Source organism: Anoxybacillus amylolyticus, assembly GCF_001634285.1.
Lineage (GTDB): Bacteria > Bacillota > Bacilli > Bacillales > Anoxybacillaceae > Anoxybacteroides > Anoxybacteroides amylolyticum.
Genome location: NZ_CP015438.1, coordinates 2,276,093 through 2,292,563 on the forward strand (window position 1 = coordinate 2,276,093; position 16,471 = coordinate 2,292,563).

The window sequence follows — 16,471 nt, forward strand, 5'->3', positions numbered from 1 at the left end:
GGGAGAGCCGTTTTTGTCAAACAAAATGCAATTTCGAAGGAACGAACCGCTGTGCTTCTTTCTCGTCCATTTTTTGCTCGACTGCGTCTAGCTGCTTCTCCATTTTTTGAATATGCGCTTGTTGGTGTGCGCATGCTTCTTTCACTACGTTGTCAATCACATCGTCCATTTTCGTTTCAATCTGTTCCATTAATTGTAAAATTTCCCCAAGCTGCTTCTCTACTTCCTCTTTTTTCACCCACCGCATCCATATCCCTCCAACACCGTTTGTCTTTACACATTCGCCATTTCTTTTTTGCTCCCTTCCTGCTTGACAAAACTAGAACTATTTCGGCAAAGAAAGTTGTCTTTTTCATTTCTTCGAGCAATTTCGACATTTTCTTTATACACCCTATTCCTCCTCACCTATGGTATAATAAAAACCATTCAAAGGAGGGGGAGCATGTTCAACTATCCTGGTGGAAAGCAGTATAAACCGAAAGAGCAACAGCCAGTCCGCCATTTTCAGCCAACCTACGGAAACCGCGGCATGACGCTTGAGGAAGATTTAAATGCGACAAACGAATATTACCGAGAACACGGCATTGCCGTTATCCATAAAAAACCGACGCCCGTTCAAATCGTTCGCGTCGACTATCCGAAACGAAGTGCAGCCGTCATTAAAGAGGCGTATTTTAAACAAGCCTCTACGACCGACTATAACGGCGTGTACCGCGGCAAATATATCGACTTTGAAGCAAAAGAGACACAAAGCGTAACGTCGTTTCCTTTAAAAAATTTCCATGAACATCAAATTCATCATATGCGGCACGTGCTCGCACATGGGGGAATTTGCTTTGTCATTTTACGCTTTTCTATGCTCGATGAAGTGTATTTGTTGGACGCTTCCCACTTGCTTACATTTTGGGAGCGACAACAAGCCGGCGGGAGGAAATCAATCACAAAAAAGGAAATAGAGACATATGGCCATTACATTTCACTTGGCTACCACCCGCGAATTGATTATATTAAAGTAGTAGAATCTATCTACTTTTAAGGAAAGGTAGGATTTTTATGTCTGGTGACTATCGTTCTCGCGTAGAACGGAAACAAGCAACGAAACAAACAAAAACAAAAAAAGTAAAAAAGAAAAAATCGAAATCGCTCTTCCAAATGATTGCACTAACATTAGTCATTTTCATGCTGCTTGGGATTGTTGGCGGCGTCGCTGCGTTTGCTTACTTCATTAAAGGAATACCGCCGCTTGATGAAGCAAAAATTAAAGACCCGCTTTCCTCAACAATTTATGATATGAACGGTCATAAAATTGCCGACTTAGGTGGACAGAAACGAACGTATATATCCTATTCAGACATTCCAAAAGTATTGGAAAATGCTGTATTAGCGACAGAAGACGCTCGGTTTTACCAACATCACGGCGTCGATTTTATCCGGCTTGGCGGAGCCATTTTAGCAAACATCAAAGAAGGATACGGAGCAGAAGGCGGAAGCACGATTACCCAACAAGTCGTCAAACTGACTTTCCTATCGCCGGAAAAAACGTTAAAACGGAAAATTCAAGAAGCTTGGCTAGCGTTACGGCTCGAACAGAAGTACTCGAAACATGAAATTTTAGAAATGTATTTAAATAAAATTTATTACTCTAACGGTGTGTACGGCGTTGCCAAAGCGGCCGAATATTACTTCGGCAAAACGAACTTAAAAGAGTTGACGCTTCCAGAAGCAGCATTGCTCGCAGGACTGCCGCAAAGCCCGAACAACTATAACCCGTACGAACATCCAGACGCGGCGAAAAAGCGGCGTGACGTCGTTCTCTCCTTAATGGCAGAACACGGCTTTATTACGAAAGAAGAAGCGGAAAAAGCGAAACAAGTACCGATTGCCTCGATGCTCGTCGATCGGAAAAAACATAATCAATCACAAACGATTCCATATGATTCTTTTATCGACGAAGTGATTAAAGAAGTAACCGATCAAGCGAATGTGAACGTCTATGAAGACGGCTTGAAAATTTATACAACGCTTGACCCGAACGCACAAAGCTATGTTGAAGACTTGCTGAATTCCAACGATCTATTTACGAACAAAAAAGATTTGCAAACTTCCATCGCCCTTATCGATACGAAAACGGGCGAAATTCGTGCGCTTGGCGGGGGACGCGACCCTGAAAATATCACATTTGGCTTTAACTACGCCATCCAACGCGTCGGTCAGCCAGGGTCAACGATTAAGCCAATTTTAGACTACGGTCCAGCGATTGAATATTTAAAATGGCCGACGGCACACATTCTCGTCGATGAGCCATATCAATATTCGAACGGCACACCGATTAAAAACTGGAACGGCACGTACGAAGGGGCAATGACGATGCGAACGGCGCTTGCGAAATCGCGCAACATTCCAGCGCTAAAAGCATTGCAAGCAGTCGGCTTAGAGCGGGCAAAACAATTTGCGAACAAACTCGGCATGGGATTTGACAACATTTACGAGTCGTACGCGATTGGCGGTCTGGAAAAAGGAGTATCACCGTTACAAATGGCGGGGGCGTACAGCGCGTTTGGCAACAACGGCGTCTATATTAAACCGCATGCGGTCACAAAAATCGTCTTTCCAGACAATACAGAGATGGATTTAACCCCAAAACCGAAAGTAGCGATGAAAGACTATACGGCATACATGATTACTGATATGCTAAAAACGGTCGTGCAATCCGGTACAGGTACACTTGCAAACGTACCAGGCTTACATGTTGCAGGAAAAACAGGAACGACCAACTATTCCGAAGACGTTGCACGGCAATATGGATTGCCGGATAACGCTGTGCCAGACAGCTGGTTTGTCGGCTATACGCCAAACTACACGGCTGCCGTCTGGACCGGTTTCAGCAAAAAAAGCAGTACGGCGAATTTATCGGTATATGAACAAAAAATACCGCGCCTCCTGTTCAAAAAAGTCATCTCTCACGTCGACCATGATAGCGAAGACTTCCCGATGCCAAAAAGCGTCGTGAAGTTGCCGGTGAAAAAGGGGTCGAATCCACCGCAATTAGCAGGGCCATTTACACCAAAAGACGAAATCGTGTATGAATGTTTCGTAAGAGGAAGCGAACCGACCGAAACGGCAACAGATGACCAGCCGCTTGCACCGGCGAACTTACAGGCAACGTACGATCCGAAAACGGACACGATTTCTCTGACATGGAAATACGACAATGCGCTTGACAATGTGGCATTTGAAGTACACGCCAAAAACGATAAAGGCGAATCAGCGGTACTTCCAGCAACAGGCCTATCGCTAACGATTAGCCATCCAACGAAAGGGGCTATCTATACGTTTGACGTCTATACGGTAAGCAAAGACGGCAAACTGAAGAGTACACAGCCAGCAACAGCGACCGTGCAAGTGCCAAGCGACCAACAAGAGACAACGCCGCCAGAGGAACAAAACGGCAACAACGGCACAAATGAACAAAACAATGGCAACAACACAAACAATAACGAACAAAACGGGGGACAAAACAATAGCGGAAACAACAATACGAACGGACAAAACAACAGCGGTGGACAAAATAACAATAATGGCGGACAAAATAACAACAGCGGATCCGGTGGAAACACAACCCCACCAACCCAAAATAACAACTCTACTGGAAATACAACGAACCGCGTCGGAAAAAGCTCGTTTCCGTCCACCAATGAATTGCTTAACCAATAATGATGAAAAGGGATGTCTCAGCGCGGAGACATCCCTTTTTTCCTTTTCACTAATGTTTTATAATAAAGTTTTTCCGTTTCACTAAACAGCTCGCTTAGCTGGATGAACGAATGGTATAAATCCGGACGAGCAAAAATAAATTGCAGCCGCTCGATAGCGTTTACCGGCTTCACCGCCAATGTGGCAATTTCTTTTTCCCACTCCTTCACCCTCTCTACTCGCTTGCCGTTTAACCAATGTAAACAAACGAGGAAATACGAAATCCCGCGAATCATCGGCTCTCGTGCGCTCGTGCGGTCACGTTTGGCAAAACAGCTTTCTAATCGTTCTCGTTCTTCGTACCAAAGCTTAAAGACAGCGGGAATCGATTCAATTTCTTCCCATGGTGCTGGAATGCCGACGATGTCATAGTAAAAATAGACATGCTTCATCGCTTCTGGAAATGGGGCATCACTTGCTGGCACGTTATCCCCTAGGCGAAAAAAAAGCGGATGAACGAATTCATTTGGCACTTGCAACGCTTTCCCCTCGCTTTCGGCGTTTTTTTCCTTCGCGGCATAATTCAAGTAGTGGACAAACGTCGCATTTTGGCGCTTGCGCTTTACAATGGTAGCGCCCGAAAAAAATCATCCGGTGATGCGTAACCGACCATTCTTCTTTTGGAATTTTTCGCATGAGCGTTTCCTCTACTTCGAGCACCGAATCTTTCCAGCGGCAAAAGCCGAGCCGCTTGCTGACCCGCTCGACGTGCGTATCAACGGCAATTGCCGGTACGCCAAACGCCACCGAAACGACAACGTTTGCCGTTTTCCTTCCGACACCTGGCAATTTCATCAACTCATCGCGGTCGTTCGGCACTTGTCCACCATATTTTTCAATTAACAACGCACATAACTTCTGGATATTTTTCGCCTTATTTCGGTATAGCCCAATCGAGCGAATATCTTGTTGAAGTTCTTCAAGCGAAACAGATATATAGTCTTCTGGCGTTTGATATTTTTTAAATAGATGTTTTGTCACTTTGTTGACGAGCGCATCGGTACATTGCGCCGATAAAACGACAGCAATTAACAATTCAAACGGATTGCGATGCACAAGTTCACAATGAGCGTTCGGGAACATTTCTCCCATTTTATCTAAGCAATAGCGAATTTGCCGGCTGTTTAACAAACCAATCCTCCTCTCTTCCAAAGAAAAACGAGAGACCCCCCTCTCTCGTTTACGACTCTAACCAATTGTAAAACGTCACCGTCTGTTTAAACTCCTCTTGCGTCGATGATCTTTGATGTTTGCGGAATTTTTTCCCGTAATCTTTCGCCTGTTCAATCGTTTGAACCCCGTTCTTCTTCCATTCAAATAAAATACGGTCAATGTATCGGAAGTTTAATTTCCCAGATAGCACTGCTTCACGAAGCGCTGCTTTAATAATGGCAGGATCATGCTCGTCTTGATCGATCCACATCGTTAGCGTCTCGCACTCAAACGGAGAAAGCGGACGGCCAAATTCCTGCTCAAACATCGTGTACAAGCTTTGTTCCTCTTCTTGCCGACTAGCACGCCCCTCGTTTGCCGATTGAATCAATAAGTAATAGACGAGTTTTTCCCAAAGCGGTTTGAGCGAATATGTTTCGCTCCGCACTTCATCTACTTGTTCTTCAATCGCCAAAAATCCTTTTTGAATGAGCTTGCGCAACGTTTCCATGCATTGCGCCGGCGACAACGTCATTCGTTCCGCCATCTCGACAGGGGTGGGAAAAGAAACCCCTTCCTCAAGAAACGAGTGTAAATGCAACAACACCATAAACTCCGTTTCCGTTAAGCCTAGGCGTTTATAATGATACAGCAATAGTTTTGGAATCGCAATGCTTCCTTGCGCCAGCCATTCCGCCATTTTCCCTTTATCCATCGAAATGCACCTCAACTTATAGTATACCATACTCGCAAAAAAATCCCCCGTGATTAGGAGGATTTTTTTTAAAGATAGGAAAGTTTAAAATTTTACAATTGGGCAGAGAGCTGTCTAGCTCCAAACGCCATCGGTGTGATGCGCTCCGCCACTTCTTGCGGCGGCGACACATGGATTGTCCTCACTGAAGTTACCCACGCAGAACTAAGCTATGCTTGGTTCGAGCTCTCCTCGGTGGGGCTTGTGAGCTCTTCGCCGATAGGCGGGCGCTTTGCGCTTTTCTTATGGATATAGACGATTTAATAAGCGCGGGAACGGAATCGTTTCGCGGACGTGCTCGACGCCACAAATCCAAGCAACGGTGCGCTCTAGTCCTAATCCAAATCCAGAGTGTGGCACAGAGCCGTATTGGCGCAATTCTAAATACCATTTGTACGCCTCAAGCGGCAAATGGTGTTCTTCGAGGCGCTGTTTTAACAATTCATAATCGTGAATGCGCTCCGAGCCGCCAATAATTTCGCCATATCCTTCCGGTGCGATTAAATCGGCGCAAAGCACGACTTCTGGGCGATTTTTATCCGGCTGCATATAAAACGGTTTTAGTTGTGTCGGATAGTGCGTAATAAACACTGGCTTATCGAAGCTTTCGGCAATCGCCGTTTCGTGCGGCGCGCCGAAATCGTCGCCCCACGCGATGTCGGTAAATCCTTTGTCATGAAGCAATTGAATCGCTTCATCGTATGTAATGCGCGGGAACGGCGGTTGGATGTTTTCGAGCTTCGCTGTATCGCGACCAAGCGTTTTTAGTTCAAGCGAGCAATTTTTCAAGACCGATTGAACGATATAAGACACATATTGTTCTTGTACTTTTAAGTTGTCTTCAAACTCGTAAAACGCCATTTCCGGCTCAATCATCCAAAATTCAATTAAATGGCGGCGCGTTTTTGATTTTTCCGCACGGAACGTCGGACCGAACGAAAACACTTTTCCGAGTGCCATCGCTGCCGCTTCCATGTAAAGTTGACCGCTTTGCGAAAGGTAGGCATCCTCATCGAAATATTTTGTATGGAACAACTCCGTCGTTCCTTCTGGCGCGCTTCCCGTTAAAATTGGCGGGTCGACTTTGACAAAGCCGTTATGGTTGAAAAACTCGTACGTCGCCCGAATAATTTCGTTACGAATTTTCATAATCGCATGTTGCCGTTTCGAGCGCAGCCATAGATGGCGATGATCCATTAAAAACTCGACACCATGCTCTTTTGGCGTAATCGGGTAGTCCACCGATTCATGAATGATTTCGATATTGGTTACCGCCAGTTCATAGCCAAACGGTGAACGCTCATCGATGCGCACCGTCCCCGTTACGTATAGCGACGTTTCTTGGGTGATGGATTTGGCGCGTTGGAACACATCTTCCGCTACTTGCGATTTTTCGACGACCCCTTGAATGAAGCCTGTCCCATCGCGCAACTGCAAGAAAGCGATTTTTCCACTTGAACGCTTATTCGCCAACCAAGCGCCAATCGTCACCTCTTGACCTACGTATTTACTCACTTCTTCAATCGTTGTTTTCACTGCTAAGTCCCTCCAACATCTGTTCGAAAACTATGTACGCATAATTTATATTATACCTTCCAACTATACGACAAGCAAGGAAGAAAGCAGCTATCTCCTATTTTAGTTATTCTCCTATTTTCTAAAAAATAGATACTTGTCTGAAACATTTTTTTTAAATTTTCATTTACTACCAATAGATGTGTAAACATCAATTATTTCATAAAGGAAGTGATTTATATGTCATGCGTAAGTAATGATGATTTATTTCCACGTTTATTTTTTGCCCAGTCTGCGGTTGATTTACCAATCACTCTTTCCGCTGCAGGCACCGAAGTTCTTCGTCTAGACGCATTTGTTACGCTTAGCAACGACAAGGTGAAACTCGACTCTATGGTTGAGTTGTCTATTGCGTCTACTAACATGACAGATACTAATATTACTGGAGTTGCTTATGTTTTGCAGCGCTCTACTAACGGCGGAGCATTTGTCAACATAGCTCAACTAGATGTGGAAACCCAGATTACTGGTGCCGCTACAGTTACCGTATACCCGAATTTAACATGGGTAGATACTCCAGGAGTAGGAACTCAAATCTATCGCATCATTATTACAGGAACTCCGATTGCCGGCGTCACATTTACCGCTGAAACACGTGCATTAAACGCTCTTGTTGTCCCTGAGGCATAGCAAAACAGGCTGGCTCGTTTCAGAGTCAGCCTGTTTATCCGTGAATGACAATGTCATTTAAGGATTTAATTCCTTGTGGGAGTTGTTTACAATAAAAAAACCCATATATTTTGTAAGTACGCGGCTCGTCAGAAAACGAGAGTTTAATTTGAAAATTAGAAAATGCTAGTTGTCCTCCTTCCTCAATGTGAGGAATTTGAGCAGGCTTTAGCCAAAACTCCCCTTTCTCCTCTACAGTTCTTTCCGCGTTTTCATCAATGTATTCCCACGTTTCCATCACTAGCGGGTTTAAGCGGCGGTCATATGCCACATGTTCTCCTAATTTTGCTGTTAAAACGGCACATTCTTTTGGAACAATTTTCAAACAGATGACCGGATTTTCAAGTGAACTCGAGCCGATATTGCGAATAATAAAATTCCCTACGATCGTCCCCTTTTTCCTTCCATTTATGGGCAATACGAAAGAGTAGGTAAAGTAAGCAAGCGCTTGGAGAGATGGCACGTTTCCTCCTTTTTTCATTTCGGACAATAAGTTGTTTACCGCTTGTAACTCTTGTTCTAACGTACGAATTTTCTTTTCAATATCTTCGAACGAATGACTCATTCTTTCTCTCTCCTCACGTAAAAAGATATTTTCTTCTTCATATGTATGAGAAAAAGGGGTAGAAAAACCCCTTTTTAGTCATTCCAATAGCATTTTTTGTTTATCCTTGAGCTGGGAAGATAGATGGACATTGCGGCGGGAATACATCGACTGCGCATTCTTCTTCACAAACAATCTTCGGACGTGGTTGGCAAAATTTCGCTGCTACTTCTAAAATGACTTCAAATGTGACAACGATATTTTGGCACACACGAATGAACACGGTTGCAGTAATCGTATCACCGTTACGTGTAAATGACCCGACCCGACAAACATTAAATGCGTTTTGTGTTGCTGTGCAGGAGACAGTTGTTCCTTCCGGTGCGCAAAGGATAACTTCTTCACTGGTTGTAATCAATGTTGGATTACTTGTAATCGTTGTTTGTGTCCCTGTTCCTGATGTTCCAGTTACTTCCAAAACCACTTGGATCGTTTTGCTCAATGTAACGACCTGCAATGTAACACGTTCATCCCCTACTACACATTCAATATCCCGTCTTGGTCCCTCTTCTGCACACTCTAAAAGAGTAGTGACACAATTGACTTGGGAAATGGTAGTTGGGAGAGAACCTGTAGGAAATGTAAATGGAATATCTTGTGTAAGGGAAACAACGTTCGTTGTCCAGTCGTAAACTTTACATACTTGGATACACTCAGGGCTAAATTCTTGAGCAAATTGCTGTAAATTAATTGCCATCGTGTAATCTCCTTTCATTATTTTTTCAGACTACTCTATACTATGTAATTGACTTCAAGTGGTGATGAAATATCCGCCTAATTTTACCATTTCAAGATTCATATTTTTACCAAAAAGACAATTTTATAATTTTTTTGCATACAATTTTAAAAAAATGGAAAGTTACAAACTTCAAAAGGTGGTGAAAATTATGAGTGGGGAAAAAAAGGCAATCCAATTAGAACAAAAAGTTATTCATCTAAAATCAGAAATAGAAAAATATAAAGAAATTCTCTCTTCCTTGCAATTCGATGAGCAAATAGATCTTCTAAATAAACAACTAGAACAGTTGCACATAGAAAATGAAAAGCTAAAAGAAGCATACAAGCGATACGAAGAAATTATGTTAACTCAATCAGATGAAATCCATCGCTTAGCCCATGAATTGGAGCAATTAAAAAATGCCCAGCGTTTGTTCTATAACGAAATACAAAACGAACAATTCAAACTCAAGAAACAACTAGAAACAAACGACCAACAAACGCAAGCCTTCTTCGATGCTTATAGCCAAAAACAGAAAGAATTCGAAAAAGAAATAAAAACCATCTTTGCATATATGCATACCCTAGAAAAAGAAATTTCCGCTCATCATGACCAATTGACGGATTACACGTCTTTGCGACCTGTGCTGACATCTTGGATGGAAAGGATGAAGGACATGGAAAAAAAATATGATTTTTTTGAAAAAAACAGCGAGAAACTACTCCAACAGTTTGAGGGATTAAGCGAAGAAACCGTGGCACAGAAAAAAGAAACAGATGATTTAAAAGACGAAGTACGTACATTAGGGCAAAAAACCTCAATGATTGAAAAAATACTGCCGGAGTTAGACAAAGAGCAGCAAAAAGACATAGCAGTTTTACAAAAGCAACTTTTGCGTCAACAAGTGAAAATCGAGGAACTTTTAGAACAAACAGCCCATTTCGCAAATGAGATGGAAAAAATTTTTCATCAACTGGCGGAATTAGCAAAACGAACCGAAAAGAAAAGAGAAGAAGGGTTAAATTTAGACATCACCGAAATGAAAGAAATGTTAGCCCATGTCATCCAATTACTAGCTACACCAAAACAAATAGCGCCAGAAGCGGGGAAAGAATCTTCCCCTCCATCAAAAACGACTACGGGATCGTCCATGAATAGCTTTTTAAAGCTTCAACAATTTATGGATGAAACAAACCAATCAATCGTTGTTTCTCCAATTAACCAAAAAAAGCAAGGGTTATCACAAAAACCGCCCCTAGTGAAACGCGCACGCATCGAGCCCCCAACTTCTCAAAATACCCGTCCACCTATTCGTTACAAACAGACAGGAGAGGATGACGACCAATTACCCAATTTAATCTTACGTGACAAACATAACGAGGAACCTTTGTTTCATCCGCCATTCTCTAGCATCGCTCCTTTATATACTCAAAATAATGAGGAGGAGCTGTTTGTAAGCCTTCATCGCCACAACAGCGTGAAAACAGATGATGAACAAAAAGAAACCGACACCGTTATACTAGAAAAAAACGAATTAGATTTAACGGTTGCATCAGACATCGTTCAAACGGAATCCGCATTAGCGACAGAGAAACAATCTCTTTACAACTCTCATTCACCGCTACCGTCCGAAACAAATAGTCATGAAGAAAAGAAAAAATCGTGGCTACTCTCATTATTTAAAAAAGCCAAAACATAATAAGGAAGAAGGAGAGGAATAGCTCCTCTCCTTTCATCTGAAAAAATCATTGGCGCTTCTGCTCCATAAACAGCTTCATCCGCTCGATAGCTTTTTCTAATACGTCAAGCGAGGTAGCATACGAGAGGCGGACGTTGTCTGGGGCACCGAATCCAGAGCCTGGCACAAGCGCGACTTTTGCTTCGTCTAATAACGCCTCGACGAACGCATCGACGCTTTCGTAGCCTGCCATCATCGCTGCTTGGCGAGCGTTCGGGAACAAATAAAACGCTCCCTGCGGCTTGACGCACGTAAAGCCAGGAATTTGAATCAGTTTTTCATAAATAATGTTTAGCCGCTCTTCAAACGCTTGCCTCATTTGCTCGACTGGTTCTTGCGGCCCGCTATATGCGGCAATCGCCGCATATTGTGCAATCGACGTTGGGTTGGACGTGCTATGGCTCGCAAGGTCGGTCATGGCGCGAATAATGTCTTTGTTTCCTGCGGCATACCCGATACGCCAGCCAGTCATCGAGTGTGATTTCGATACGCCGTTAATGATAATCGTCTGCGCTTTTAGCTGTGGCGAAAGCTGGGCGATCGATACATGTTTATTGTCCCCATATACTAATTTTTCATAAATCTCATCGGACACAATTAAAATATCGTGCGCTAAGCAAATGTCCCCAAGCGCGCGCAACTCGTCTTCTGTATAAATCATACCTGTCGGGTTACTTGGCGAGTTAATGATGACAGCTTTCGTCCGCTCCGTAATTGCTGCTTTTAGTTGGTCTGGCGTAATTTTGAAGTGGTTCTCTTCCAACCCTTCGACATACACCGGCACCCCGCCTGCAAGTTTCACTTGTTCCGGGTAGCTCACCCAATATGGCGTCGGAATAATGACTTCATCGCCTTCGTCTAAAAGGACTTGGAATAATGTGTAAAGCGCATGTTTCGCGCCAACGCAAACAATAATTTCCGACGGTTCATACTGCAACTGTTGGTCGTGCTGAAACTTTTTCACAATTTCTGCTTTTAACGTTGCAAGCCCACCCGAAGGGGTGTATTTCGTATGCCCTTCGTTCATTGCTTTTAACGCTGCGTCGATAATGTGCTGCGGCGTATTAAAATCCGGCTCACCTGCCCCTAAACCGATGACATCATAACCTTTTGCTTTTAGCTCTTTTGCTTTCGCTGTAATGGCAAGCGTTGTGGATGGTGTGAGCGATGATACCCGTTTTGCTAATTTCATGTTCTTTTCCCCCTTCATTATTGTTGGAAACTATACCTTTTCAAAAAAGCACCGTCGGCAAAGCTGACGTAATAAAAAGAATAGCGGTTATCTTGTTCGATATATGTCAGCTCCCAAAGCGGCACTCCTTTTTCCATTCCGAGTTTGGCCGAAATAATTTCTTTTGGCTGTCGGTCCGCTTTTAATTTTTCAATTGCCTCTTGCTTCGTGATCCCACTTTTCGCGCGCTTGACAACAATATGTCCGCCTTTTGCTGGCACCCATACAATTTTTTTCGTGCCTTTTTTATCGGTTCCTTCCACAACGGCGTACGTCTTTTCGCCATAGTATGTATTCGCAGCTTGAATATCGGAAAGATTCGCTTCTTCGATAGCGCGTTGTTCCGCTTTTTCTAAGAGCGTTTCCTTTGGCGCCATCGCAGCACGATAGACGCTCACCGCCTGCCAAATCGCGACGAAGAAAAAAAGAAGAACAATAATGCTCCATTTTTTCATCGCAAGCCCTTCTTTACGTCCGGTAAATCGTAAATACCGCTTTGTTTTTGTCTTGTTCATCAAGCGCAAGACCGAACATGAGGTCATTTTTTTTCAACGTTCGGTTAAGGCAGTCCACAATTTTATATAAATCAGGCGAGTGCTGGATTTTCACCGTTGCCAATACTTGAATTTTACTTTCCACCCACAGTTCCTCCTTTATGCCACAAATTTTGTTACTCATAACAACAGCCGCAAGCAGCCACACTATACATACAACAACACTCTGTTGTATCTTCCCACTTATTATAACAGGTTCGTTGTGCAATTTCATAAAAAATTTTCCCACCTACAAAAGAAAAGCGGAGGCGACTGGTTAGCCCCGACAGGCGCTGAAAGACCCGCGAGGAGGCTGTCGCCGCCGCAGCGGGGCAGAAGCGTCCCGAGGGGCTAGGAGCCGCAGCTAGACAAGAAAAGCGAAGAACGATCCTTGGCGCAGCCAAGGAAGCATCCGACGGACGCGCAAGCTTTCGACGAGACGTGCCTCGCACGTCGACAGAGAAAGCACACGCGGCCGAGGATGCTAGTTCGCAGCTAGACAAGAAAAGCGGAGACGACTGGATAAACGTTTCCCTCTCGAGCGGTCGAGAGGGAAATGCCCATGTATATCGTTTGTCTTTTTCCAGCGAATTATCCCATTTTTTGCAATAGTTGTTCGAGTGGTTCATCATACACCGGCACGTCTGGAAGAGAAGCTAAAAAATAGCGGCCATAGGAAGCGGTTAATAGCCGCCGGTCGAACACAAACAATACCCCGCGGTCGTCTTTTGTGCGAATTAACCGCCCAAAGCCTTGCTTAAAGCGAATGACCGCTTGCGGCAGCGATAACTCATAAAACGGATTTCCACCTTTTGCGCGAATGTAGTCGCTTTTTGCTTCCATAACCGGGTCATCTGGCGGAGCAAACGGCAATCGAACGATGACAACAACCGACAACGCCTCTCTTGGAAAATCAATCCCTTCCCAAAAACTGCTCGTTCCAAACAACATCGCCTTATCAAATTGCTGAAACGCCTTCGTCAACTTCGAAGCACTTCCGCCTTGTCCCCCTTGCGCTAACAACACAAACGTTTCATCGTCATTCCGCTCTTTCACAATCGCTGCCGTCAAGCGCAGCAATTCATACGACGTAAACAACACGAGTATTTTCCCGTTTATATGTTTTGCTATTGTTAATAAGTGCGAAGCGACCGCCTCTGCATACTTCTCAAGTGACACGGAAGAAACAGACGGCAAATCTCGGGGTACCATCACTTTTGCTTGCTCGGCATACGGAAACGGCGACGGAATCGTCCGGCAAATCGGGTAAAAATCTTCTAGTCCAAGCCGCGAAATCAAATACGAAAACGACCCGTTCATCGAAAGCGTCGCTGACGTAAGCACAACGCTTTTTTTCTTTGCAAATAGCTCTTCAGCAAAAAACGCCTCTAAATCAATCGGCTGGCAATAAATCGCGGTAGCATTCGCCGCCCCTTTCGTTTCCACTTCCATCCAACGAACAACGAGTGGGTCGGCTGTTTCCATTACTTCCTGAAGGGTATTAACTGTCGACAACAACTCGTCGATGTCGGAAAAAAACGACAACGCCGAGAGCGTTGGGACGCTTTTCTTAACCTCATTTACCTCTTGTGCCAATTTTTTTGTTTGGTCAGCAATCCGCCATAATAACTCTTTCATCGCTTCCCAACTTCGTCCGCACTCTTTCTGTGGATCGAATCGATAGCGAAGCCGCGAGGCATGGACGTTCGGTTGTTTCGTTATCACGTAGCGGCGAACAAGGCGAAACCATTCGTCGCACTCGATCTGCAAGTCGCGAAGCCGCGCTTGAATGGAACATACTTCTTTATCGATCCGCTTTTTAAGCTGAAATAACGATCCTTCTTCGTCGCCCGTCCCGATACGTGTCAACAATAACCGGAGCGCCACATATTCGACATGGCGTCCGAAATAACGGGATGCCGTTTCTTCCAAATGATGCGCTTCATCGACAATCAAATGGTCATACGCTGGAAGCAAGGGATTAGTCGCCGTGATATCTTGCATTAAAAATGCATGGTTTGTAATAACAACATCCGCTTCGCTTGCCCGCTCGCACGCAAGACGAAAAAAATCATGCTCCCCTACTTCTTTTTGCTCGTCTAAATGTAATAGCGGCCAAAGCAACTGTCCGCCGGAAGACAATTGTAACTCATCCACATCGCCCGTTTCCGTTTCCGTCAACCAAACGAGCACTTGTCCTTTCGTTAGTACCGCATCGTACGTTTTGTTCGGCTCTTGAAGAAACGAAATGAACTTATCAAGCGACAAATAATTTCGTTTCCCCTTTAACAGCACCACACGAAAAGGAAACGGAACGATTTTTCGCAACAACGGAACGTCACGCTCGATTAGTTGCTTTTGCAATTGGAGCGTATAGGTGCTAATGACAACCGGCTTTTGTTGCTTTTTCGCTACATAAAGACTTGGAAGAAAATACGCTAGCGACTTGCCGATCCCTGTTCCTGCTTCAATCATGGCGTGTTGCGACGTGTCAAGCGCCTCGTAAACAACTTTCATCATTTCCCATTGACCGTCGCGATGTTCATACTGTGGAAACGGAAGCGGTGGCTCATCCGCCACCCATTCCGTAAACGAATAAGAAGCGTCGCTTTGTTTTTTAGAAGCCTCGGTTCGCTTTTTGATAGCAATTCCACGATAGTATACGTATCCTTCTTCATCGGGTGCCGCCATTTTTTTCGCGATTATCGCATCTAAAATGGCATGCATCTCGCTTTTCCAATCTTTTGACAGCCGTTTTAGCTGTTGTACCGTCGCCAGCGGAAGCGACTGTAGCTTTTGAAGGAGACACAACCAAAGTTTCGCTGTCACTTCCGCATCGCTATCTGCTTGATGCGGATTTTCATGATGAATCGCTAACATTTGCGCGAGGTCACTTAATTTATAGCTCTCCACCGTTGGAAACAATATACGCGCCATTTCTACCGTATCAATCATCGGTGGCGGCGAAAGCGAAATGCCTGCCGCCTGCAATTCCGCTTGCAAAAAAGGCCAATCAAACGAAACGTTATGGGCAACAAAATACGCTCCTGCTAGCTTGTTGGCAATTTCTTCGGCAATCTCGGCAAAAACCGGCGCGGTTTTGACCATTTGTTCGTCAATTTGTGTCAGTTGTTGAATAAAAAGCGGAATCTCGCACTCGGGGTTAATAAAGCGCGAAAACCGTTCCACAATTTGCTCGTTCTCGATTATCACGATGCCAATTTGAATCATTCGGTCACCTTTTTGCGGAGCATTTCCTGTCGTTTCCAAATCAATGACGACAAACCTCATCGTTTCACCTCAAAATTGCGTAATAAGAGGGGCTGTGCAAAAACAGCCCCTTTTATAAAATCGTATGCGCCGGTTCAGCAGCGATTAATTCCTTGATACGGTTGTTTTCATCCATAATCGCCACTTTCGGACGGTGTTCCGCCACTTTTTCTTCTGGAACGAGCGCATACGAAATGACGATAATAATGTCATCTTTTTGCACCAGACGCGCCGCCGCCCCGTTTAAACAAAAGACGCCGCTGCCGCGCTCCCCTGGAATAATATATGTTTCAAAACGCGCCCCGTTATTGTTGTTGACGATTTGCACTTTTTCATTCGGCACCATGCCGACCGCATCTAAAATATCGGCGTCAATCGTAATGCTGCCGACGTAATTTAAATTGGCTTCTGTCACACGGGCGCGGTGAATTTTGGCGTTCATTAGTGTTCGGAACATCTCGCTCCCCCTTTTCC

The 16,471-nt window shown here is 44.4% G+C and carries 16 protein-coding genes; 4 read left to right on the plus strand and 12 right to left on the minus strand.

Annotation, left to right across the window (positions count from 1 at the left end):
• Positions 1-16: 16 nt before the first annotated feature.
• Complete coding sequence (locus GFC30_RS11530) at positions 17-247, minus strand: hypothetical protein (RefSeq protein WP_066325667.1); 231 nt, start codon at positions 245-247, stop codon at positions 17-19.
• A 195-nt stretch (positions 248-442) separates the two neighbouring features.
• On the opposite strand from GFC30_RS11530, the gene recU reads away from it, so the two are divergent.
• Together recU and GFC30_RS11540 are read left to right on the plus strand one after the other, a co-directional pair.
• Positions 443-1,036: a Holliday junction resolvase RecU gene (gene recU, locus GFC30_RS11535; RefSeq protein ID WP_066325668.1), complete on the plus strand. Its 594-nt coding sequence runs from the start codon at positions 443-445 to the stop codon at positions 1,034-1,036.
• Between the two features lie 17 nt (positions 1,037-1,053).
• Positions 1,054-3,714, plus strand: coding sequence for a transglycosylase domain-containing protein (locus tag GFC30_RS11540; protein WP_066325676.1), 2,661 nt, complete (start codon positions 1,054-1,056; stop codon positions 3,712-3,714).
• Positions 3,715-3,731: 17 nt separating this feature from the next.
• On the opposite strand, the gene GFC30_RS11545 is transcribed toward GFC30_RS11540, so the two are convergent.
• The 4 genes from GFC30_RS11545 to asnS form a co-directional block, all read right to left on the minus strand.
• A complete protein-coding gene (locus GFC30_RS11545) occupies positions 3,732-4,226 on the minus strand; it encodes a YpoC family protein (RefSeq protein WP_238583574.1) in 495 nt (164 codons plus the stop codon).
• Positions 4,216-4,884 (minus strand): endonuclease III, encoded by a 669-nt coding sequence (gene nth, locus GFC30_RS11550; RefSeq protein WP_066325680.1) that lies wholly within the window; start codon positions 4,882-4,884, stop codon positions 4,216-4,218. The genes GFC30_RS11545 and nth overlap by 11 nt, the downstream gene beginning before the upstream one ends.
• A 49-nt stretch (positions 4,885-4,933) precedes the next feature.
• Positions 4,934-5,620: a DnaD domain-containing protein gene (locus GFC30_RS11555; RefSeq protein WP_066325682.1), complete on the minus strand. Its 687-nt coding sequence runs from the start codon at positions 5,618-5,620 to the stop codon at positions 4,934-4,936.
• Between the two features lie 282 nt (positions 5,621-5,902).
• On the minus strand, positions 5,903-7,195 hold the full coding sequence (asnS, locus tag GFC30_RS11560) for an asparagine--tRNA ligase (RefSeq protein ID WP_066325684.1): 1,293 nt from the start codon (positions 7,193-7,195) through the stop codon (positions 5,903-5,905).
• 219 nt (positions 7,196-7,414) lie between these two features.
• Between asnS and GFC30_RS11565 the strand changes: the two genes are divergently transcribed.
• On the plus strand, positions 7,415-7,864 hold the full coding sequence (locus tag GFC30_RS11565; RefSeq protein ID WP_066325690.1) for a hypothetical protein: 450 nt from the start codon (positions 7,415-7,417) through the stop codon (positions 7,862-7,864).
• 34 nt (positions 7,865-7,898) lie between these two features.
• Here GFC30_RS11565 and GFC30_RS11570 read toward each other — a convergent pair whose 3' ends face one another.
• Both GFC30_RS11570 and GFC30_RS11575 read right to left on the minus strand, forming a co-directional pair.
• A complete protein-coding gene (locus GFC30_RS11570) occupies positions 7,899-8,468 on the minus strand; it encodes a hypothetical protein (RefSeq protein ID WP_066325692.1) in 570 nt (189 codons plus the stop codon).
• A gap of 100 nt (positions 8,469-8,568) precedes the next feature.
• A complete protein-coding gene (locus GFC30_RS11575) occupies positions 8,569-9,204 on the minus strand; it encodes a BMQ_0737 family morphogenetic spore coat protein (protein WP_066325694.1) in 636 nt (211 codons plus the stop codon).
• Positions 9,205-9,265: 61 nt separating this feature from the next.
• Here GFC30_RS11575 and GFC30_RS11580 point away from each other — a divergent pair, with 61 nt between their 5' ends.
• Positions 9,266-10,924: a coiled-coil domain-containing protein gene (locus GFC30_RS11580; protein ID WP_148660395.1), complete on the plus strand. Its 1,659-nt coding sequence runs from the start codon at positions 9,266-9,268 to the stop codon at positions 10,922-10,924.
• Between the two features lie 46 nt (positions 10,925-10,970).
• On the opposite strand, the gene GFC30_RS11585 is transcribed toward GFC30_RS11580, so the two are convergent.
• From GFC30_RS11585 to panD, 5 genes are all read right to left on the minus strand, one after another.
• Positions 10,971-12,155 carry a pyridoxal phosphate-dependent aminotransferase gene (locus tag GFC30_RS11585; protein ID WP_066325740.1) on the minus strand — a complete coding sequence of 395 codons (1,185 nt, stop codon included), beginning with the start codon at positions 12,153-12,155 and terminating at the stop codon, positions 10,971-10,973.
• 17 nt (positions 12,156-12,172) lie between these two features.
• Complete coding sequence (locus tag GFC30_RS11590) at positions 12,173-12,649, minus strand: cell wall elongation regulator TseB-like domain-containing protein (protein ID WP_066325742.1); 477 nt, start codon at positions 12,647-12,649, stop codon at positions 12,173-12,175.
• Between the two features lie 13 nt (positions 12,650-12,662).
• Complete coding sequence (locus GFC30_RS16615) at positions 12,663-12,833, minus strand: YpmA family protein (protein ID WP_084256329.1); 171 nt, start codon at positions 12,831-12,833, stop codon at positions 12,663-12,665.
• Between the two features lie 485 nt (positions 12,834-13,318).
• On the minus strand, positions 13,319-16,018 hold the full coding sequence (gene dinG, locus GFC30_RS11595; RefSeq protein ID WP_066325747.1) for an ATP-dependent DNA helicase DinG: 2,700 nt from the start codon (positions 16,016-16,018) through the stop codon (positions 13,319-13,321).
• A 52-nt stretch (positions 16,019-16,070) separates the two neighbouring features.
• Complete coding sequence (gene panD / locus GFC30_RS11600) at positions 16,071-16,454, minus strand: aspartate 1-decarboxylase (RefSeq protein WP_066325750.1); 384 nt, start codon at positions 16,452-16,454, stop codon at positions 16,071-16,073.
• Positions 16,455-16,471 lie beyond the last annotated feature (17 nt).